Annotated in this window: 17 protein-coding genes and 1 tRNA gene; 7 read left to right on the top strand and 11 right to left on the bottom strand. The window is 59.9% G+C overall.

The features are described from left to right. Positions 1 to 56 precede the first annotated feature (56 nt). The 4 genes from AC0V6T_RS07180 to AC0V6T_RS07165 are packed head-to-tail and all read left to right on the top strand — an operon-like array spanning position 57 to position 7,062. Positions 57 to 1,295, top strand: a complete 1,239-nt coding sequence (locus AC0V6T_RS07180) for a putative DNA modification/repair radical SAM protein (RefSeq protein WP_486125562.1) — start codon at positions 57 to 59, stop codon at positions 1,293 to 1,295. Further along, on the top strand, positions 1,295 to 2,731 hold the full coding sequence (locus tag AC0V6T_RS07175; RefSeq protein WP_486125560.1) for a UdgX family uracil-DNA binding protein: 1,437 nt from the start codon (positions 1,295 to 1,297) through the stop codon (positions 2,729 to 2,731). Before AC0V6T_RS07180 ends, AC0V6T_RS07175 begins: the two co-directional genes overlap by 1 nt. Before the next feature lie 12 nt (positions 2,732 to 2,743). Continuing rightward, entirely contained in the window at positions 2,744 to 6,319 is a 3,576-nt protein-coding gene (locus tag AC0V6T_RS07170; RefSeq protein WP_486125558.1) for an error-prone DNA polymerase, read from the top strand. Positions 6,320 to 6,321: 2 nt separating this feature from the next. Next, positions 6,322 to 7,062: an extensin-like domain-containing protein gene (locus AC0V6T_RS07165; RefSeq protein ID WP_486125556.1), complete on the top strand. Its 741-nt coding sequence runs from the start codon at positions 6,322 to 6,324 to the stop codon at positions 7,060 to 7,062. Here the strand turns inward: AC0V6T_RS07165 and phoB are convergent. From phoB to recJ, 8 genes are all read right to left on the bottom strand, one after another. Beyond that, positions 7,059 to 7,748 carry a phosphate regulon transcriptional regulator PhoB gene (gene phoB / locus AC0V6T_RS07160; protein WP_486125554.1) on the bottom strand — a complete coding sequence of 230 codons (690 nt, stop codon included), beginning with the start codon at positions 7,746 to 7,748 and terminating at the stop codon, positions 7,059 to 7,061. The two genes, AC0V6T_RS07165 and phoB, sit on opposite strands and share 4 nt — an antisense overlap. Positions 7,749 to 7,894: 146 nt before the next feature. Then, a complete protein-coding gene (phoU, locus tag AC0V6T_RS07155) occupies positions 7,895 to 8,563 on the bottom strand; it encodes a phosphate signaling complex protein PhoU (RefSeq protein ID WP_007164059.1) in 669 nt (222 codons plus the stop codon). Then, positions 8,563 to 9,309: a phosphate ABC transporter ATP-binding protein PstB gene (gene pstB, locus AC0V6T_RS07150; RefSeq protein WP_241761239.1), complete on the bottom strand. Its 747-nt coding sequence runs from the start codon at positions 9,307 to 9,309 to the stop codon at positions 8,563 to 8,565. Before pstB ends, phoU begins: the two co-directional genes overlap by 1 nt. A gap of 41 nt (positions 9,310 to 9,350) precedes the next feature. Beyond that, entirely contained in the window at positions 9,351 to 10,616 is a 1,266-nt protein-coding gene (gene pstA, locus AC0V6T_RS07145; RefSeq protein WP_486125552.1) for a phosphate ABC transporter permease PstA, read from the bottom strand. Beyond that, complete coding sequence (pstC, locus tag AC0V6T_RS07140; protein ID WP_007164062.1) at positions 10,609 to 11,994, bottom strand: phosphate ABC transporter permease subunit PstC; 1,386 nt, start codon at positions 11,992 to 11,994, stop codon at positions 10,609 to 10,611. Before pstC ends, pstA begins: the two co-directional genes overlap by 8 nt. A 130-nt stretch (positions 11,995 to 12,124) precedes the next feature. Continuing rightward, positions 12,125 to 13,390, bottom strand: a complete 1,266-nt coding sequence (locus AC0V6T_RS07135; RefSeq protein WP_486125550.1) for an ATP-binding protein — start codon at positions 13,388 to 13,390, stop codon at positions 12,125 to 12,127. A gap of 101 nt (positions 13,391 to 13,491) precedes the next feature. Beyond that, positions 13,492 to 13,566, bottom strand: a tRNA-Glu gene (locus tag AC0V6T_RS07130). Between the two features lie 105 nt (positions 13,567 to 13,671). Continuing rightward, positions 13,672 to 15,471 (bottom strand): single-stranded-DNA-specific exonuclease RecJ, encoded by a 1,800-nt coding sequence (gene recJ / locus AC0V6T_RS07125; protein ID WP_486125548.1) that lies wholly within the window; start codon positions 15,469 to 15,471, stop codon positions 13,672 to 13,674. Between the two features lie 83 nt (positions 15,472 to 15,554). Between recJ and AC0V6T_RS07120 the strand changes: the two genes are divergently transcribed. The 3 genes from AC0V6T_RS07120 to AC0V6T_RS07110 all read left to right on the top strand — a co-directional run bounded on the left by AC0V6T_RS07120 (position 15,555) and on the right by AC0V6T_RS07110 (position 17,571). Beyond that, positions 15,555 to 16,037: a flavodoxin family protein gene (locus tag AC0V6T_RS07120; RefSeq protein ID WP_486125546.1), complete on the top strand. Its 483-nt coding sequence runs from the start codon at positions 15,555 to 15,557 to the stop codon at positions 16,035 to 16,037. A 101-nt stretch (positions 16,038 to 16,138) separates the two neighbouring features. Continuing rightward, positions 16,139 to 17,005 carry a hypothetical protein gene (locus AC0V6T_RS07115; RefSeq protein WP_486125544.1) on the top strand — a complete coding sequence of 289 codons (867 nt, stop codon included), beginning with the start codon at positions 16,139 to 16,141 and terminating at the stop codon, positions 17,003 to 17,005. Positions 17,006 to 17,073: 68 nt separating this feature from the next. Then, complete coding sequence (locus tag AC0V6T_RS07110; RefSeq protein WP_486128533.1) at positions 17,074 to 17,571, top strand: AHH domain-containing protein; 498 nt, start codon at positions 17,074 to 17,076, stop codon at positions 17,569 to 17,571. A gap of 15 nt (positions 17,572 to 17,586) precedes the next feature. On the opposite strand, the gene AC0V6T_RS07105 is transcribed toward AC0V6T_RS07110, so the two are convergent. From AC0V6T_RS07105 to AC0V6T_RS07095, 3 genes are all read right to left on the bottom strand, one after another. After that, positions 17,587 to 18,591: an NAD(P)H-dependent flavin oxidoreductase gene (locus tag AC0V6T_RS07105; RefSeq protein ID WP_486125542.1), complete on the bottom strand. Its 1,005-nt coding sequence runs from the start codon at positions 18,589 to 18,591 to the stop codon at positions 17,587 to 17,589. A 48-nt stretch (positions 18,592 to 18,639) separates the two neighbouring features. Then, on the bottom strand, positions 18,640 to 19,686 hold the full coding sequence (locus tag AC0V6T_RS07100) for an amidohydrolase family protein (RefSeq protein ID WP_486125540.1): 1,047 nt from the start codon (positions 19,684 to 19,686) through the stop codon (positions 18,640 to 18,642). Between the two features lie 288 nt (positions 19,687 to 19,974). Beyond that, a complete protein-coding gene (locus AC0V6T_RS07095) occupies positions 19,975 to 20,556 on the bottom strand; it encodes a DUF924 family protein (RefSeq protein WP_486125538.1) in 582 nt (193 codons plus the stop codon). Between the last annotated feature and the right edge of the window lie 168 nt (positions 20,557 to 20,724).

Raw genomic sequence — 20,724 nt, 5'->3', positions numbered from 1 at the left:
GCTGAATTGCATCCTTTGCATTTGGCAAAACCCGCTCTGGAACATATAAAGAACATATGTCCAGTGAAACGCTCCGCGAAAAGCTCGAAATCCTTGCCGATGCGGCGAAATACGATGCTTCGTGCGCGTCGTCGGGGACTGCGCGCAAGAACTCGCTTGGCGGAAAAGGCATCGGTTCGACCGAAGGCATGGGAATTTGCCACGCTTACGCCCCGGACGGTCGCTGCATCTCGCTGCTCAAGATCCTGCTGACCAACCACTGCATTTTCGACTGCCATTACTGCGTGAATCGCAAGAGCTCGAATGTACGCCGCGCGCGCTTCACACCGCAGGAGGTCGCGGACCTCACGCTCAATTTCTACAAGCGCAATTATATCGAGGGGCTGTTTCTGTCCTCCGGCATTGTCAAAAGCGCCAATCACACGATGGAGCAGTTGGTCGAGGCTGCGCGGATCCTGCGCGAGGAACACGATTTTCGCGGCTACATTCACCTCAAGTCGATCCCTGAGGCCGATCCTGAACTGATCGATCAGGCGGGCCTGTTCGCCGACCGCGTTTCGATCAATGTCGAACTGCCGACCCGTTCAGGCCTCTCGCGCCTCGCGCCTGACAAGAACGAGGCGCAGATCGAAGGCGCAATGGGCAAGACCAAGGCGCGGATCATTCAGGCAAAGGACGAGCGCAAGCGTTTCAAGCACGCGCCGCGCTTCGCGCCTGCTGGTCAGTCGACCCAGATGATTGTCGGCGCGGATGCGGCGCGCGATGTCGATATCGTGGGCAAGGCGAGCACGCTCTACAAGGCATTCGGTCTATGCCGCGTCTATTACAGCGCTTTCTCTCCAATCCCCGATGCGAGCGCAGTGCTGCCTTTGAAGCGCCCTCCATTGATGCGTGAGCACCGTCTGTATCAGTCCGACTGGCTGATGCGTTTCTATGGCTACGCTCCCGGAGAAGTCGCACAGGCGACCGAGGCTGATGGCAACCTGCCGCTCGACATCGACCCCAAGCTGGCATGGGCGCTGAAATTCAGGGGCCAGTTCCCGGTCGATGTGAACCGCGCGTCGAAGGAGCAATTGTTGCGCGTTCCGGGGCTAGGAACGACGGCGGTAGCGCGCATCCTCAAGGCCCGGCGGCATCGGACCCTGCGGCTTGATGACGTCGCCAGGCTCACTCAGTCGATCGCCAAGGTGCGACCCTTCCTGTGCACCGTCGACTGGCGGCCGACCATGCTGACCGATCGCGCGGACCTGCGCGCGCTACTCGCGCCCAAGCAAGAGCAGCTGGAGCTGTTCTGATGACCGCGATGCAGAATGTCTCGCTCGGTGCGCATTATGCCGTGCATCTGCCCGCGCCAGATGATTTCGCCTTCTGGCGAGAGCGTGCGCGTGGGCTCATCCAGTGCGACGTGCCGCCTGACCGGGTGAGTTGGGTCGAGCCGGGCGGAACAGGCGATCTCTTTGCGCTCGAAGGACCGGCACGCAGCGAGAAGCGTTTGCCGGTGCCCAGCTCCAACGCGCGGCCCGTGCGCGCGAGCAAACGCTTTCTCAAGCTTGCCCGCAACGCCGCGCTCCATTCCGATCCGCAGCGTTTCGGCCTCCTGTACCGAGTGCTGTGGCGTCTCCAGTCGAACCCGCGTGCGATGGAAGACAGCGCCGATCCCGACGTGCGCCGGATCGAGGAACTCGACAAGGAGGTGCGCCGCGACAGCCACAAGATGCACGCCTTCGTGCGCTTTCGCGAAGTGGGAGATGACCACTACGTCGCGTGGTTCGAGCCCGATCATCACATCGTGCGCGCCAATGCCGGATTTTTCATGCGCCGCTTTGCCAACATGCAGTGGTCGATCCTGACCCCGCGCGGCTGCATTCACTGGGATGGTGAGACGATGCGCGAAAGCGGCCCCGCGCGCCGCGAAGACGCTCCACAAGGCGACCCGACCGAGGAGCTGTGGAAGTCCTATTACGCCTCAATCTTCAATCCGGCGCGTTTGAAGGTCGGGGCGATGCTCTCCGAGATGCCCAAGAAATACTGGAAGAACATGCCAGAGGCCGAGCTGATCCCCGATCTGATCGCAGGGGCACAGGCGCGCGAGGCGGGCATGGTCGCCGCGGGCGAGCGCGAGGTAAAGGCGATTCCCGAAAGCCTCGCCGCTGTCGAACAGGGCATTGCCGCCTGCCGCGATTGCCCGATCGCCGATTGCGGCACGCGTGCAGTGATGGGCGAGGGGGCTGCTGATGCGCCCTTGATGATCGTAGGTGAACAACCTGGCGATCAGGAAGACCAACAGGGAAGACCTTTTGTCGGGCCTGCCGGGCAGTTGCTCGACCAGTGCCTCGACCACGCCGGGATCGATCGCAGCACGGCCTACGTCACCAATGCGGTCAAGCACTTCAAGTTCAAGTGGAAGGGCAAACGCCGCATCCACCAGACCCCGACCGCAAAGGAGGTCGATACGTGCCGTTGGTGGCTTGAGGCCGAACGCAGCCTCGTTAAACCGCGCGTGGTCCTTGCACTGGGGGCAAGCGCAGCGCGCGGACTGTTGGGCCGCACGGTGAGCGTCGGCAAGGAACGCGGTCGCCCGATCCCGCTTGAGGATGGCAGCGAATTGTGGGTCACGGTCCACCCCTCCTACCTGTTGCGGCTAGAGGGGGAGGCTTGCGATGAGCAAGGACAGCTGTTTGCGCGCGATCTCGCGGTGGTGCGCGCGCGGCTAGCCGAGCTGACGGAATAGGGTTGTGAGCCGATGCCCGACGCCCCGCTTACCCCGGACAAACGTACGCTGGAGATCGACCCTGACCTGATCGATCGTCCTGAACGCGCGCCCTTCGTCGAGCTCGGCCTGGTCAGCTGTTTCAGCTTCCTTCGCGGAGCTTCGGACGCGGTTGACCTTGCGATGACGGCGCGCAGCCTTGGTTACGACGCGATCGGGATTGCCGATGCGAACTCGTTTGCGGGCGTGGTGCGCATCCACACCGAGGCGACGACGCTCAAACTGCGGCCCGTGATCGGCTGCCGGATCGAAACGGTCGAGGGGCTCGCCTTCCTAGCCTATCCGAAGGACCGCGCCGCTTATGGTCGTCTCTCACGGCTTATCAGCGCTGGCCGGATGCAGACCTTGTCGGGCGAATGGCAGGAAAAGGGCGTGTGCGAGATCGACCTCGCAATGCTGGCCCAGTACGGTGAGGGCATACAGCTCATCCTGTTGCCGCCCGAAGATCTTGAGACCGAATTCACGATCCAGGTGCCGAGCAACGTCGTGCCGCTGCGTCCGCAAGGTGACGAGGCAGAGGTGGTTGAGGTCGTTGCCTCATTCGCTGAAATCCTCCCTCATCTGACCCGCCAGCTTCCCTCACTGGGCCATATCGCGGCCTCGTATCTCTACCGCGGCGGCGACACCGCGAGGATCGACCGGCTCGATGCGCTGGCCCATGAGAACGGCCTGACGTTGCTTGCGACGAACGATGTTCACTATCACGCGCCCGAGCGCCGTCCGTTGCAGGACGTGATGACCGCGATTGCGAACAAGACCACGGTCGCGCAGGCCGGGCACCTGCTTCACGCCAATGCCGAGCGGCACCTGAAATCCCCGCAGGAAATGCAGCACCTGTTCGCCCGCTGGCCGCACGCGATCCACGCTGCCCGCGAGGTTGCCGACAATTGCGATTTCAGCCTCGAGGAACTGCGCTACGAATACCCCGAAGAGATTTATCCCGATGGCATGTCTCCGCAGGAATATCTCGAGATCGAGACATGGGCGGGGGCAGAGCGACGCTATCCACATGGCGTTCCTGACAGCGTGGAGCAGACGCTCGAACGCGAACTTGCGCTGATCGCGAGGCTCGACCTTGCGCGCTACTTTCTCACCATCAAGGATATCGTCGATTTCGCCCGCAGCGTTGAGCCGCCGATCCTGTGTCAGGGGCGCGGGTCGGCGGCCAATTCTGCCGTGTGTTATTGCCTCGAAATCACATCGGTCGATCCGGCCAAGCACCAACTGCTATTCGATCGGTTTATCTCCGAAGAGCGCAAGGAGCCGCCCGATATCGACGTCGATTTCGAGCATGAGCGGCGCGAGGAGGTGATCCAATACATCTACAAAAAGTATGGCCGCGAGCGTGCCGGGCTCACCGCGACCGTCATCCACTATCGCCCACGTATGGCGATCCGCGAAGTGGGCAAGGCGATGGGCCTATCCGAAGACGTGACTGCGAGCCTGGCCAAGACCGTCTGGGGCGGGTGGGGCCGCGAGATCAGCGAAAAGCACGCTGCCGAAACCGGCATGGACATCACCGACCCGCACCTTCGCCGCGTCCTCAAGCTGACCGAGCAGATGATCGGCATGCCGCGCCACCTATCGCAACATGTAGGCGGGTTTATCCTCACTGAGGGCGCACTCACCGAAACGGTTCCGATCGGCAATGGCGCGATGCCGGAACGCAGTTTCATTGAGTGGGACAAGGACGATATCGAGGCGCTCGGTATCCTCAAGGTCGATGTGCTGGCGCTTGGCATGCTGACCTGCATCAAGAAATGTCTCGACCTGCTCGAAGCGCACCACGACCGTGCACTCACGCTTGCGACGGTCCCGCGCGAAGACCCTGAGACCTACGCGATGCTGCGCAAGGGAGATTCGCTCGGGGTGTTCCAGGTCGAAAGCCGCGCGCAGATGAACATGCTCCCGCGCCTACGCCCGCGTGAATTCTATGATCTCGTCATTCAGGTCGCGATTGTCAGGCCCGGTCCGATTCAGGGCGACATGGTACACCCTTACCTGAAACGCCGCCGGGGTGCAGAGCCGGTACAGATCCCCGCGCCATCGCCGCAGCATGGTCCGCCTGACGAGCTTTCAAGCATCCTTGAGCGCACGCTCGGCGTTCCGATCTTTCAGGAACAGGCGATGAAGATTGCTCTCGATGCGGCAAAGTTCTCGTCGCTTGAGGCCAATCGCTTGCGCAAGGCGATGGCGACCTTCCGCTCGCGCGGGATGGTGGATGAGCTTCAGGACATGATGGTCGGGCGCATGGTGACGCGCGGCTATGATCCCGACTTTGCCGAGCGGTGCTTCAATCAGATCAGAGGCTTTGGCGAGTATGGTTTTCCCGAAAGCCATGCCGCTTCGTTCGCGCATCTGGTCTACGTGTCGAGCTGGCTCAAATGCCATTTCCCTGCGGCCTTTGCGGCTGCCTTGCTCAATTCCCAGCCCATGGGCTTTTACGCGCCGGCGCAGATCGTGCGCGATGCGCGCGAGCATGGGGTTGAGGTATTGCCGCCCGATGTGAACGCATCGCAATGGGACTGCACCTTGGAAGAGATCGGCGAGGCTGGTGACGGCGAGACGGGGCGCCTCGACAAGCATATCGCGATGCGCATGGGCCTTCGCCAGATCGATGGATTGCCCGAGCATATCGCTGCGCAACTGATTGCTGCGCGCGAGGAGGGCGGGGGTTACCGCGATGTTGCAGAGCTGCGTGAGCGGGGCGGGCTTGGTCCGGCGTATATCGAGCGGCTCGCAAGCGCCGACGCGTTCACATCGCTGGGTCTTTCGCGCAGGCAAGCCTTATGGGATGCGCGCAGCCTGATCGCTGGGCCAGACCTGCCGCTATTCCGCGCGGCGGCGGAGCGGGACGAGGGGGCAGAGCGCGCCCGGACTCAGTTACCCGCCATGCCGCTGTCCGAAGAGGTGGTCGCCGATTACCAGACCACCCGGCTCAGCCTCAAAGCGCACCCTATGTCCTTCCTGCGCGCAGGGTTGGCGGAGCGTGGCTTTGTGCGCGCTTGCGACCTCAGGAACCGCAAGTTCCGCTCCATGGTCAAGGTCGCAGGCGTGGTGCTGATCCGTCAGAGGCCGGGGAGCGCGAAGGGTGTTTGCTTTATCACGCTTGAGGACGAGACAGGCGTGATTAACCTCGTCGTATGGCCCGATCTCAAGGAGAAACAGCGCCGCGTCGTGATGGGAGCGCGACTGATGGAGGTGCGGGGCCGCGTTGAATATGATGACGAGGTGATCCACGTCATTGCTCACCATATGGATGATGCAACGGATCAGCTCTATTCGCTCTCGGACGACATGCTCAACGCACCGGTCGCGCGTGCGGATCACGTCAATTCCCCGCTTCCAAGCCAAGTCGGTGGCAAGCGGGTGATGAATCCGAGGGATGACTTGATCGACAGCAACGCCGAGGCGATCCGTCCGCGCGATCTGATCGATGAACTGCCCGATGCCAATGGCGCTCCACGGCGAGGACGCCGCAAAATGCCCAATACGCGTGTGCATCCTAGGAATGTAAGGATACTTCCGAACTCTCGCGACTTTCATTGATAATGGCCAAAAAACCCAAGCCTTTTCGCATCTCCCGCAAGGTCGGAAAATTCCACGCTGAGCGCAGACTTCTGTTGCTCGCGATGCTGGGTATCCTTGCCTATTCCGGATACATCTGGGTTGAAGCTCACCCCGAGCATAATCCTTCGGCCCCGCTTGATCTGAGGCATCCGGTCGGAATGGCGACCGCTACGAAGCTTGTCGCGCTGAAGGACGACGTGCCGGAATGCCGCGCCGTCATTGATCGCAGCGAGGTCGGATATGCCGTACTTGATCCAACCGGCGAGGGGCCATGCGCGCGGCCCGACCGGACACGGCTCACAGACTACCCATTCGCGCCAAATTCTCCTCCGATGACGTGCCCGGTTGCAGCAGCGATGGAGCTATGGCGTACCAAGACCGTTGAGCCTGCCGCGCTCAATATCTTCGGGAGCGCAATTGCACGGATCGAGCACCTAGGCGTCTATTCCTGTCGGCGGCTCTACGGCCGCAGCGAAGGGGCGTGGAGCGAGCATGCGACCGGCAACGCGATCGACATTTCGGCATTCGTGTTCGAGGATGGGCGCCGGATCAGTCTGATCAGCGATTGGAACGGCGACGCTGACGAGGCGAGATTCTTGAGACAGGTGCGCGACGGAGCGTGCGGCGTGTTCGCCACCGTCCTTTCACCTGACTATAACGAGGCACACGCCGACCACTTCCATTTCGATCAGGATGGTCGGTGGACCGGTGTTTGCCGCTAAGCCGGTTCGAGAGCGTAACCTGCTGATCGAACCGTGCGGATCGGGTCTTTTGCGCCTTCAAGTCCGATGGCCTTGCGCAGGCGCCGGATATGCACATCGACCGTGCGAAGCTCAATATCCGAGCCCGTGCCCCACACTCCATCGAGCAACTGTCCGCGGCTGAAAACGCGGCCCGGGCTTTCCATGAAGAACTTGAGAAGGCGGTACTCGGTTGGGCCCAGCTGCAGGGCGCGGCCGCGACGCTGAACCTTGTGAGCGACCGGATCGAGCTTGATATCGCCCACTTCGATCGTCTCGCCAGCAAGAGCGGGGCGAATACGGCGCATGACAGCGGCGACACGGGCAAGAAGCTCGCGCGGACTGAAAGGTTTGGTGAGATAGTCGTCCGCACCCGTCTCGAGACCGCGAACGCGATCGTCTTCCGCTTCGCGCGCGGTCAGCATGATGATGGGAACGTGCGCGGTTTCCTTGTCCCGGCGCAGCCTGCGACAAACCTCGATTCCGCTCGTGCCTTCGATCATCCAGTCCAGAATGATCAGATCGGGCACGTCTTCACTCGCAAGAACCATGGCCTCATCGCCATCGCCAGTGCAGCGGACATTGTAGCCTTCGTTCTGGAAGCGATACTCGAGCAGTTCCGAAAGAGCCGGATCGTCTTCGACGAGAAGCAGCTTGGCAGCGGACATCAAATGTCTCCCACGCGAGGCCCAGATTCACACAAGGGCAATCGCAATCCACATGTTTCACTTTGGCTACAGTTTGATGAATCTCACGGTGCCAACTTTTCCACAACCAGTGAGAGCGACACTAACTTACAACGCACGCGAGACGCCTAGCGGTCGTCTTCCGGGGGATATGAACCGGTCGCAGCGAAGTGAACCATCTCAGCCACATTGGTCGCGTGGTCACCGATCCGCTCAAGATTTCGGGCCACGAACAACAGCTGTGCAGCGCTAGAAATGGTAGCAGGGTTCTCGACCATGTGGCTCACAAGGTTGCGAAAAATGCTGTTGTAGAATGCATCGACCTTGGCGTCGGTGCTGATGACCTCGCGCGCGAGGCCGGGGTCGCGTGCGGCATAAGCGGTCAGCACGTCGTGCACCATCTCGCCGGCGAGTTCTCCCATCGCCGGCAGAAGGGTGAGCGGCTCGAAACGCTCTCGCCCCTCGATCATGCTGACGCGTTTCGCAATATTCTTCGAATAATCGCCGATGCGTTCAACGACGCCGGCGATCTTCAAGGCAGCGATAACTTCGCGCAGGTCGTCGGCCATAGGTGCACGCAGGGCGATAATCCGCACAGCGAGCTTGTCGACCTCGGTTTCAAGTGCGTCGATCTTCTTGTCGCGCGCAACCACGCGATCGCCAAGCTCTTCGTCGCCCCGAACCATCGCTTCCAGAGCTTCCTGGATCGCAACTTCGGCAAGACCGCCCATCTCCGCGATCAGGCCGCGAAGCCGGGTGATGTCTTCATCAAATGCCTTGACCGTATGGTCTGCCATTAGCCATAGCGCCCTGTAATGTAGTCCTTGGTCCGCTCTTCAATCGGATTGGTGAAGATGTCCGAGGTAGGGCCGTATTCGACCATCTTCCCCAGGTGGAAAAAGGCGGTGCGCTGTGAAACGCGCGCAGCTTGTTGCATCGAGTGCGTCACGATTACGATAGCATAACGCCCCGAAAGCTCGTCGATCAACTCTTCGATTTTGGCAGTCGCAATCGGGTCGAGTGCGGATGCTGGTTCGTCCATCAGGATTACTTCAGGATCGACGGCGATTGCGCGAGCGATACAAAGGCGTTGTTGCTGGCCTCCCGAGAGAGCGGTACCGGAGTCTTCCAGACGGTCTTTCACCTCGTCCCATAGGCCAGCACGAGTGAGCGATCGTTCCACGATTACATCAAGGTCGGCCTTCTTTTCTCCGAGGCCATGGATCTTCGGGCCGTATGCGATGTTCTCGTAGATCGACTTGGGGAAGGGGTTTGGCTTCTGGAACACCATCCCCACGCGAGCACGCAGCTGCACGACGTCCATCGCGTCGGAATGGATGTCTTCACCTTCGAGTTCGATCAGGCCTTCAACACGGGCAACCGGAATGGTGTCATTCATACGGTTAAAGCACCGCAGGAAGGTCGATTTTCCGCAGCCGGACGGGCCGATAAAGGCGGTCACATAGTCGGGCGAGATGTCGATCGACACCTCGTCGATGGCCTTCTTCGCCCCATAGTAGACCGAGACATCACGCGCGATCATCTTCGCGCCTTTGTCTTGCTGAATGCTTTCGTGGACTAGGGTCACCAGGTTTTCTCGAACTTGTTACGCAGGTAAATGGCGAGGCCGTTCATCAGAAGGAGGAACAGCAGGAGGACAATGATCGCAGCGCTGGTGCGCTCGACGAAGCCGCGGTCGATTTCGTCCGACCAAAGGAAAATCTGCATCGGCAGAACCGTGGCAGGCGCGGTAAAGCCATCAGGAGGTGTCGCGACGAATGCTCGCATGCCGATCAACAGTAGCGGTGCGGTTTCTCCCAGCGCGCGGGCCATGCCGATAATCGTTCCCGTCAGCATGCCGGGAAGGGCGAGCGGAAGGACGTGATGGAACACGACCTGCACGGGTGAGGCACCAACAGCCAGGGCTCCGTCACGGATCGAGGGGGGAACCGACTTGATCGCATTGCGTCCCGATATGACGATCACAGGCATCGTCATCAGTGCGAGTGTCATGCCCCCGATGACGGGTGCAGAGCGCAGGTTCGGGAACAGCGTCAGAAATACTGCAAGGCCAAGAAGACCGAAGATGATCGATGGGACTGCAGCGAGATTGTTGATCGAAACCTCGATCAGATCGGTCCAACGATTCTTTGGCGCATATTCCTCAAGATACAGTGCAGCGAGAACGCCGATAGGGAAGGCAAGGAGGAAGGTGACGATCATCGTGAGGATCGAGCCCTTCAATGCGCCCCAAATTCCGACCTGCTGAGGGCTGGTTGCGTCAGAGCGGGCAAGGAAACCCCAGTCCCAATTCTCGGCCAGTTTGCCCTCGCTTGCGAGCTGCTCTGCGAGAGCCTGCATCTCTTCAGATCCTTCGCCGGCAAGGCCAGCTGCAAGGTCGGACGATGCTGCGAGCTGGAATGTCTCGGTGCGTTCGATCAGCGAGGGATCTTCTTTCAAAGCATCGGCAACGTCGCGCCACGCATCCCGGCTGATCTGTGCGGCGCCTGCTTCGCCAAGCGATTGCTCGGCATAGAATTCCACGATGTCAGGCAGGCCCTGCATCTCGAGAACTTGCGTCGAACTCGGCGCTGTCAATGAGACTTCGTCCCCGGTCACGCCGCTTTCCGGCATGTTTATCTCGACAGCAAGCTCGGCGCGCTGAAACCCGCCGATGCCGTTGGCAAGCATGTTGCCAAGGAGGAAAATCAGCACCGCGATCGAAAAGACGATCGCGCCAAGGCCAAGTGCACGGAAGCGGCGCTCAGCGCGGTATCGCTGGTTCAGGCGTTTTGCGAAGGCTTCGGTGCGGGTCGGGCCGCCTGCCATATTGGCGCTCTGCTTATTCATAGGCCTCACGGAAGCGTTTTACGACGCGCAGTGCGATGATGTTCAGCACAAGCGTCACAAGGAACAGGACAAAGCCGAGCGCGAAAGCGCTGAGTGTGGCCGGGTGGTCGAAACTGCCTTCGCCCGTCAGCATAGCGACGATCTGGTACGTAACCGTCGTCATAGTCTCGAGCGGGTTTGCTGTGAGGTTCGACGATGCACCGGCGGCCATCACGACGATCATGGTCTCGCCGATAGCGCGGCTGACTGCGAGCATGATCCCGGCGACGATGCCCGGCAAGGCGGCGGGAAAGAGAACGCGCTTGATCGTTTCCGACTGCGTTGCCCCCATCGCGAGACTGCCATCGCGCATCGCGCTGGGAACAGCTGCCATCGAATCGTCGGCCATCGAAGAGACGAACGGAATGATCATCACGCCCATGACGACACCAGCGGCGAGCGCGCTCTCGCTTGATGCGCCGGAAATGCCAACGGATACTGCAAGATCACGCACGGCGGGCGCGACAGTCAGGGCGGCGAAATAGCCGTAAACGACGGTCGGGATACCGGCGAGTATCTCGAGAGCGGGCTTAACCCAGGCGCGAAGCGAGGGAGCAGCGTACTGTGTGAGGTAGATCGCGCTCATCAGACCAAGCGGAATGGCGACGATCATCGCAATGATCGCGCCAATGAAGATCGTGCCCCAGAAGAGCGGGATCGCTCCAAAGCGCGAGCCATCCGGATTGTCCGGATTGCTCATCGGATCTGGACCCCAGAACGTCCCGAACAGGAAGTCTATCGGAGAGACCATTCCAAAGAAGCGGATGGTTTCGAACACCAAGCTCGCGACAATGCCGAAGGTCGTAAGGATGGCGACGAGAGAAGCGGCAAGCAAAATACCCATCACAGTGCGTTCGACCTTGGTGCGCGCACGAAAATCGGGGCGAACACGCATGAAGGCAAACGCACCGCCAGCAAACGCGATAAGAACCGTCAACGCATAGCCGATGAGTGAGTATCGCTGGATCGCATTGCGAAATGGCTCCACCAGCGCCTGTGCTCCATCGTTGAAGACACCGGGCGCGTACCCGCTCGCAACAGCGCGCGCTTCGGACAACCATGCTTCGCGCTCAAATCCGAAGCTCGGGAGGTTTTCCCCTGCTGGCGAGGCGAGAACCGACTGCGTTACTAGGTAAGGCGCGATCTGGGTCCAAAGAACAACGAAGGCGAGAACTGGCAGGACGATCCATATCGCCACATACCATGCGTAATAGGTCGGACGTGCCGCTGCGCGTGTTTCAGGGTCCGCTTTTTGGAAGCTCCACGCCTTGGCCCGACCCGCGAGCCATCCGGCGAGCCCCAACCCGATAGCTATCAAGAGGAGTGTGATTGGCGACATGAACTAGACCTGGGTTCCCTTGAAGGATGATCACGCGGTCAGGCTAGCCGCGAATTTCCTGTGTGAATTGCGCCCGAGCGAATCCCTGTTAGGGGCACTCGGAGCCGCATGTAGACAAAATAAGACACCACTAAGACAATGACGGGCTTTCCGGTTCTCGATCTTCAGTTCCGTTTGCAGCCGCAATTGTGTCAGAGGACTGATCAGATGCATTCCTTCTAGCCTTCGCAACCGGGAGGCGCACCACCACGCGCGTGCCTTTACCCAGATCACTATCGATGTTGAGTTGTCCGCGGTGGCGCTCCACGATGTGCTTGACGATGGCAAGTCCAAGGCCCGTCCCACCCGAGGCGCGACTGCGGCCGGGATCGGTCCGATAGAACCGGCGAGTGAGGTGCGGAAGCTGTTCTGGCGCGATGCCATCGCCTTGATCGGTAACTGCAATTCGCGCCATCCCATCTTGAGAACGATCAAGGCGAACCGTTACTGAAGTGTCGGCCGAACCGTATTTCAGCGCATTGTCGACAAGATTCCTCACGACCTGTTCGAGCTGCTGAAGGTCGCCTTTGACCAAGGGGGCACTCAGAATTTCGAGCTTCAGCCGGTCAATCCTGTGCGTTCCCGCCGCGTCGCGTGCAGCGCGCTCTGTCAGCGCTGCAAGTTCGAGCCGTGTTTCGGGAAGATCGTGCTTTTCCGCCTCAACGCGCGAAAGGCTCATAAGATCGCTGATCAGGTTCTGAAGACGCTGGCCTTCGCGTTCAATAATGCCGAGGAACTTCTGCGATGTGGGAGAATCGAGACTGTCGCCGCTTTCGCGCAAAGTTTCGACATAACCGAGAATCGCTGCGAGCGGGGTGCGCAGCTCGTGGCTGGCATTTGCAACGAAGTCCGTGTGAGCTCGGCTAATGTCGGCTTCGGTCGTCTGGTTGATGAGTTCGATAACCGCGAGGTCTTTATCCACGGACTGATGATTGATTTGCCAGATGTCCTGACGTCGCACGAGCCCTCTGACGATTGCCTGCCCGTTGCGGTTCTCGCTCAGAAGCGAGATCGCTTCCGGCTGCCTGAAGGCTACTCGTGCATCCTGGCCGATAATATGCTGCCCCAGCATCCTGCGGGCTGAACGATTTGCGATGGCGATCGTGTTGCGCTCGGTCACGAGGAGGGGAACTGACGAGTTCTCGATCAGCTTTCGCATCGATTGTGTGCTGAAGGGCGCTTCAACGACGACCTTCTCCGGCTCAGGAGGTCGACCGGATGCCAGCAAGAGCGAACCGATCCAAACGATAGTGACAGCAAATGCGATTGCAGCATCCAGCCCTTGCAAGAGCATCGCCACAAGCGCTGCCAATGCGAGAAGAATACCAGCGATTGGAAAGGTCTGTTTACGGCCCATGGCGAGCTGGCTCTACAGCGCAGCGCAAGGGCGCGAAACCCCGCGCGTGCAAATTGCACGCTTTCCAGAACAATTCTGCAGGGAGCGTCGCAACGAAGAAGTGGTGACCCGTACGGGAATCGAACCCGTGTTTCAGCCGTGAAAGGGCCGCGTCCTAACCGCTAGACGAACGGGCCACGCTCGTTGCGAGAGCGCGCATCTAGGGGGGCAATTCGGATGGGTCAAGCCCTGTGTGCGCTGGTTTGTAGAAAAATTTCGCGACCGCACAATTTTCCGTTACGTCAGTCGGCGAAAGCAGCGTCTTCTAGGTGAAGTTCGGCTGCCGGACGGGGGCCCCAATCATCGATTTTCACACGACCAGCAAAGTGGAATTGTCGGCCCTTGCTGCGGTGAATCAGTGTCTGCGCCATCTCCGTTTCGGCAGCTCTGAAGGCAATGGCTTTGAATGAGCGGCCATCACCGCCGCTCGCAATCACCCGCAGGTGATCCTTTCCGACGATGTCAGCCTTGACGATGCGAACGGGCCCCACCGCCACGCGCGGCGCAGGCCAACCGACACCGTAGGGGCCTGCCGCTTCCAATGTGTTCACCAAGTCAGGAGTCAGACCGCCGGGCGCAAGGCTCAGGTCGAGTTGCATAACTTGTGAAATTCTCGCGCGTTCTACATCGCGAGCGAGCCGCTCATCCAGGAATTCGGTGAAGGCCGACAGCTTGTCCTGTGCAATGGTAAGGCCAGCAGCCATGGCATGACCGCCTCCAGCAACGAGCAGGCCTTCTTCGCGCGCTGCGATGATGGCAGCGCCCAGATCTACGCCGCTGATCGACCGCCCTGATCCCTTGCCTGTGCCGTCGGCCGGATCAAGAGCGATCACGATTGATGGTTTGCCGGTCTTTTCCTTGATGCGCCCCGCGACAATGCCGATCACGCCCGGATGCCACCCGTCCGCAGCAAGGACCTGAACAGCCATGTTGTGCTGTCCTTCGAGTTGAGCTTCGGCAGCTTCCTGCACTTCAGCCTCTATTGCTCGCCGCTCTTCGTTCAGGGCCGACAGCTGCTCTGCGATTTCACGGGCCTCTTCCGCATCACTCGTCGTCAGGAGGCGCACACCAAGTGTCAATTCGCCGATCCTTCCTCCTGCGTTGATCCGCGGGCCGAGAGCAAAGCCAAGGTCGGAGGCAATGGGCGCACGTTTCAACCGGCTCGCATCGATAAGGGCTGCCATCCCTATGCGATCTCTTCGGGCCAGCACTTTCAATCCTTGCGAAACGAACGCGCGATTAAGGCCGTGCAATGCGGCCACATCGGCCACTGTTCCCAAGGCGACGAGGTCCAGCAGGCTCATCAAGTCAGGTTCGCGACGGCTCTCGAAAAAGCCTTTGGCCCGCAATGTCCGGACCAAAGCGATCGCCAATAGAAAGGCAACGCCAACTGCGGCAAGATGACCGTGCGAGGCTGCAAGGTCGCTTTCATCAAGCCGGTTTGGATTGACCAGAGCAGCCGTTGGTGGAAGCTCGGCCGCGCATTTGTGGTGGTCGACAACAATCACATCGACCCCTGCATCGCGCGCCATGGTTAGCGCTTCGTGCGCCATCGCGCCGCAATCGACAGTAACGATCAGGCTCGACCCGTCCTCTGCGAGCTTCACCAATGCCTCACCGCTTGGGCCGTATCCTTCAAGAAGCCTGTCCGGGATGTAATACCCGGCTTCCACGCCAAGCGATCGCAGCAGGTCGACCAGCAATGCCGAACTGGTGGCACCGTCGACATCGTAGTCACCGTAGATTGTGATGTGCTCCTCGTTGAGCACCGCTTGAGCGATCCGTTCAGCTGCCTGCTCCATGTCGCGGAACTCGGAAGGATCTGGCAGGAATTCGCGCATGGTCGGCTTGGCATGCTTAGCGACCTCGTCCGCCGTTACGCCGCGGGTCATCAGGAGCTGTGTCACTATGCTCTTATCAAGATCTTGCGAGGCTGCGGTTGAACCTGTGCCAAGCTCCATGTTCCCACCTCGCCACAGCCATGCTTTGCCGGCGAGCGATTGAGAGACTCCAAGAACGTGGGAAAGCGAACGCGTACTCATTGGTCATTCTTTACCCGAAGCGCGGCCCAGCTGACAGAGCAGGGGCATTGACAATCGACAGGCCTATTGGCGAGGCAAGCTAAATGAGCATCGATCCTCACCTTCTGATAGTTTGGCACAGCCGAACTACTGCCAGCGAGCAGATGGCGCGCGCTGCTGCGGAGCATGAGGCTTCGAAGTTGATGCGAGCGAACGAGGTGACGAGCGATGACCTCATGCAAGCGTCGGGATATCTGTTCGTTTGTCCGGAGAACCTTGCGTCGATGAGCGGCGAGATGAAGGAGATGTTCGACGCCAACTACTACAGCGTCTTGGGCAAAATCGAGGGCCGACCATACGCTTCGATTATTGCCGCTGGCACAGATGGGGAGGGCGCTCAAAAGCAATTGGACCGCATTGCAACGGGATGGCGGCTAAAGCGCGTTGCCGAACCGATAATTGCTGTCCTTGGCGCTCAAACTCCAGAAGAGATCTGGGCGACAAAGTCGGTTCCAGACAGGGTCTTGCGTGATTGCCGTGATCTTGGAATTGGGCTAGCTGAAGGAATTGTCGTGGGAGTCTTTTGACTTCACGACAGTATCGGACGCGCCAAGCAAATTGCGAGCGTGCATGATCAAGCGCAAGAGCCCAGGCTGATTGCGCAGAGCATCGGGGGGGGCGCGGACTTGTGGTAAGACGTTACGCCGAAGGGCTGACGAGCGAAGGGATTTGGACGATCACAGAGTCTTCCAAGCCAATGCCTCATGGAGTGTTTCTGCTGTTTGCCAAAGGCAAGCGGCCATCGGTCGGTGACATCAAGGATTTCGTAGCGAGCAACCCGGTCGTGTCGTTGGTTCACGACCCTAGCGCCGGTGCGCCGATCAGGTTGGCGTCCGATCACGGTGAGCCAGTCGCTGAAGAAGGCTTGCTTGACCAATCGGCAAATGAGGTTTCCTGGGTGGAGCTTCTTCGCGAGGGCCTTGCATTTGATCTGAACGGGCTTGCACCTGGGGATGGATTTGCTGTGCCGGACGTTGAACATCTGTTCGACCTTAAGGAACAACCTGGCACTGCTCGTTTTGAAGCGCTCCACCTTACTCCAGGCCATCACCTGGCTGGTGGCGAACGGACAATGCCGGTCGCGAGAGGCCTGATTGCTCTTGCTTGCGACCTTGTTCAGCATTTCGCGGGCATCGAGGCGATTGCGTGGCCGCCTTCGAAGAGTGCGAGCAGCCGACAATACTTCGAGTCGGTAACAACTGCCTGGCTTGGCGGTGGCCCGTTCCCGGCGCTTGGCCTGACGGCCTTCCGGCAGACATTCGATGGCGCGTTGCAAAGCGTAGGCCTCGATTTCTGGCTGGATCAGGAGCTTCGTATCGAGCCGCCGCTTTCGACCGATAAAGTGGCAGCGACGCGGCTTGGCGTTCGCCTGATCAATCAGCTGATGATTGTTGGCGGCGTCGAGGGAAGCGAACGCATCGTCGCGCCTGATGGCAATCGGCTGGTTCTTCGACCTTCGAGGAATGGCAAGTTCATTCGGGTCTGGCGCGAATAGTCAGCATGACGAGAAGCCGTGTCGCGTGGAGGGTTCGATCATTCGACCGCCGAGCCGGTCGATCAACCTTGCCGCGCGCCGCGATATCGTTTCGTTCCGTCAACCGCCGCGGATCACCCGGTCATGATCCAGGCCTACAGCGGCACCATCTCTTACCCCGACAGCTCTTGGGACAGCGTTGTTTCGGAGCTCTGTTTCAGGCGATCGGTCGCAAGCGCGTCGGGTTTGACGACTTCAGGCGCAATGGCCTGCTGCTGCCGGCAACCGATGATGCAACCTTGCGCACGGGTATGCCGCTTCATCGTGGACCGCACCGTCAATACAACGAGCTTGTGATTGAGCGGGTAGGGCGGATCGAAGAGAGTTGGTCTGCTGCGCAACCACAAGACACCGAACAGGCTCTGACTGAAGCCCTCGAGCGCCTCGCATTGCTTCAGTCAGCACTCCGCAACCGCTTGCTCAGCGAGCGACGGCGGATGATCCTGAACCACAAGGATCCGCTTGGTCATGGCTTCGATTTTGCCGAGCTCGACGCGATGGCGGAGGCGCTTTGGGACGCAACCTGAGCAGGTGGTGCTGGCTTACTCCGCTGCTTCTGCGAGGGCCGTCCATGGCGAGTAATCCGACTTCGCGGCGAGATCTGCTTTGGCAGCGTGGTACTCGCGCTCGAACCGAGCGACCATGTCCTCGACAGTGCCAACCGACTTGACCGTGCCGATACCCTGACCCGATCCCCAGATGTCCTTCCAGGCCTTGGCCTTGGTGTTGCCGCCCGACCCGAAGTTCATCTTGGAAGGATCGCTCGTCGGAAGATCGTCGGGGTCGAGCCCCGCATTCTCGATCGACGAACGCAGATAGTTGCCGTGAACACCGGTGAAGAGGTTGGAATAGACAATCCCCTCGGCGCTGCCATCGACGATGCCTTGCTTGTAGTTCTGATCGGCGTTGGCTTCTTCGGTCGCGATGAACGCGCTTCCAGTATAGCCGAAGTCTGCGCCCATGGCCTGCGCTGCAAGGATCGAGGAGCCGTGTGCAATTGAGCCTGAGAGGGCGACCAGACCGTCGAACCATTCACGGATTTCGCGCATCAGGGCAAATGGTGACTGCGTGCCGGCGTGGCCACCAGCGCCGGCTGCCACAGGGATGAGGCCGTCCGCGCCTTTCTCGATTGCCTTGTTGGCGAAGCGGTTGTTGATGACATCGTGCATGCTGATCCCGCCCCAATTGCGGATCGCATCGAAGATCTCGGTGCGCGCGCCCAGCGACGTGATGACCAGCGGCACCTGCCATTTTTCGCAAGTCGCCATGTCCTGCATCACGCGGTCGTTCGACTTATGTACGATCTGGTTGACCGCAAACGGGGCAGCGGGACGATCCGGGTTCTCGCGATTGTGCTTCGCAAGCTCCTCGGTAATCTGGTGCAGCCATTCATCGAGAAGCGATTGCGGGCGCGCGTTCAGGGCGGGGAAGCTGCCGATGATCCCCGCCTTGCACTGAGCGATCACCAGTTCGGGGCCGGAGACGATGAACAGTGGCGAGCCGATGAGCGGCAGACGCAGGCGATCGAAAGGGGCGGGCAGGGTCATTGCGTTCTCTCCTGAAGCTTTGTCCACGCGGTAGGTTGCGATTTGCAACTACGCAAGCACCTCTTCGATGCGGTAGAAGCGTGCGGCGTTCCCCGCGTAGAGGTCAGCCTTCTCATCTGCGCTCGCATCGGCGGTGATCCGCTTGAAGCTGTTCCACAGAACGGGGTAGGTCGCGCCCCAGCGGTCGACGGGATAGTTACTTTCGAACATCGCTCGCTTGGTGCCGAACGCCTCGATGCAGGTCTCGATGTAGGGATTCCAGAGGCGAGCAAGCTCTTCGGAGCCGATCCCCGCTGCTGGGCCTTCTGCGGGCAAGGCGCAATTGTGCATGGCGAGGCCGCCCAGCTTGATCGTCACGTTTTCGCATTTGCCAAGCTGGATGATGTTGTCGCGCCAGATGCCGAAGCGCTCCTCAAGCTTTCCAGTATAGCTCGCCATGCCGAGAGGGGTGCCGCAATGGTCGAGACAGATCGGTGTGTCCGGGAAGGCCCGAGCAAGGTCGATCACATCGGGGATTTGTGGCTCAAGGATCCATGCATCGAAACTGAGGCCCCGCCTGCCAAGTTCAGCAAAGCCTTTGCGGAAGCCTTTATCCAGATAGCGCTCGGGTGGGTGAGCGAATGGAGGGCCGAGCACAGCGGGGTCAGCGTCCCAGGCTCCTGCATGCCGGATGCCGCGGAACCGACCCGGTGCTGCGGCCTGCAATGCATCGAGGACCTCGCCGGCTTCCTCGCCAAGCATCAGGTCAGCGTGCCCGACGATCCCGGCGCACAGCTTTGCAGGACCGTATAGCCCGCTCGCACTTTGGGCGGCGACGCCGTTCACGTATTCGACTTCGCCCACGACCTTCTTCGCCTCGCCATAGGCGCCGTTGTAGAACGCGCCGCACTCCATGAAGACGGTTGCGATTACATTGTGACCGCTCGACGCCACCTCCTCATTGAACTGGTCGAAGGTGTAGTGCGCGACTGGCACGAGCGTCTCGATGAAGCGATGATGCGGCTCCGGGAACATCGGGAGCATGGGCCGCAAATCCCACAGGTGATGGTGGGGGTCGATGATCGGCAGATCGGGTTCAAGGATCGCTTCGGTCATTGCGTCAGATGTCTCCTGATCCGAGATTGAGGGTCATTGAATTACAGGTACTTACTTGAGAAGTGGACCGCATGTTACACGGTCCAGGGCAAAAAACTGCATTGTGTCAACTTGGGCCTGCGAAGTGTCACCTTCGCTGCCAAAGCGTAACCATTCACGTCGAAGTGTGACCTTCAGAAGGTGCGTCCGGGCGCGAGTAAACTGGCGAGACCTCATGACACTGATGCTAGCGGTTGTCGGGCGAGTAGGAAAACGCCCGGTGCATTCTGATTGCTTGCGCGGTCCGGCCTATCCGAAGGGATTGCCGTGCTCCTTGATCCAATCCGCCTCTAGCTTCGTGGTCTCGCGATCCATCACAAGGTTGCGATAGGGGAAGCGACCGAACCGCTCGATTATCTCGCGGTGCCTCTCGGCATATTCGATGACGCTCGAGGCGGTTTGTGCAAGCGCCTCAAACCGTTCGACGCCCATTTTCTGCAAGGCGAGATCCTCGGCATGCATCAAGGGCATGTAGAGGAACTGGCGTTCATCCATGCCGAGCTTTTCGTCCCACCCGTTTTCGATAGCATCACGAACAAGCGCTTGCGCCCTTTCATCCTGCGAATAGGCCTGCGCGCTTTCGCGGTGCAAGTTGCGGGAGAACTGGTCGAGCACGATTACGAGGGCGAGCAGGCTTCTTGGGGTTTGCGCCCAGTGATCGAGCTCGCCTGCCGCGGCCTGCGACCAGGTCGCCCCAAAGCGTTCCTTGATGACTGCGTCAATATCGGGCGACGAGCCGAACCAGTGTTCGGGCAGCAAATCGAGAAACCAGAATTGCAGCACTTCCATCGCACCTTCGGGCAACTCGGTGATGACTGGTGAGCGTGTCACGGGGGCTTGTTCCTATCCCTTGCGCTGTAAAATTCAAACGTTGCACAGGCCGTTTCGCAAGGCCATGGCCAAGGCCTAAAAATGTGATATTGTTGACTTAAAGCTTCGATTGACGTTCAAGGGTTTTACCTAACGGTAAGTAGGGTCGCCAAAAAACCAGAATATGGG

The sequence above is a fragment of the Erythrobacter sp. S158 genome (assembly GCF_057364915.1).
Note: the sequence above shows the minus strand (reverse complement) of the source record. Positions and strands in the feature narration are given on the sequence as shown.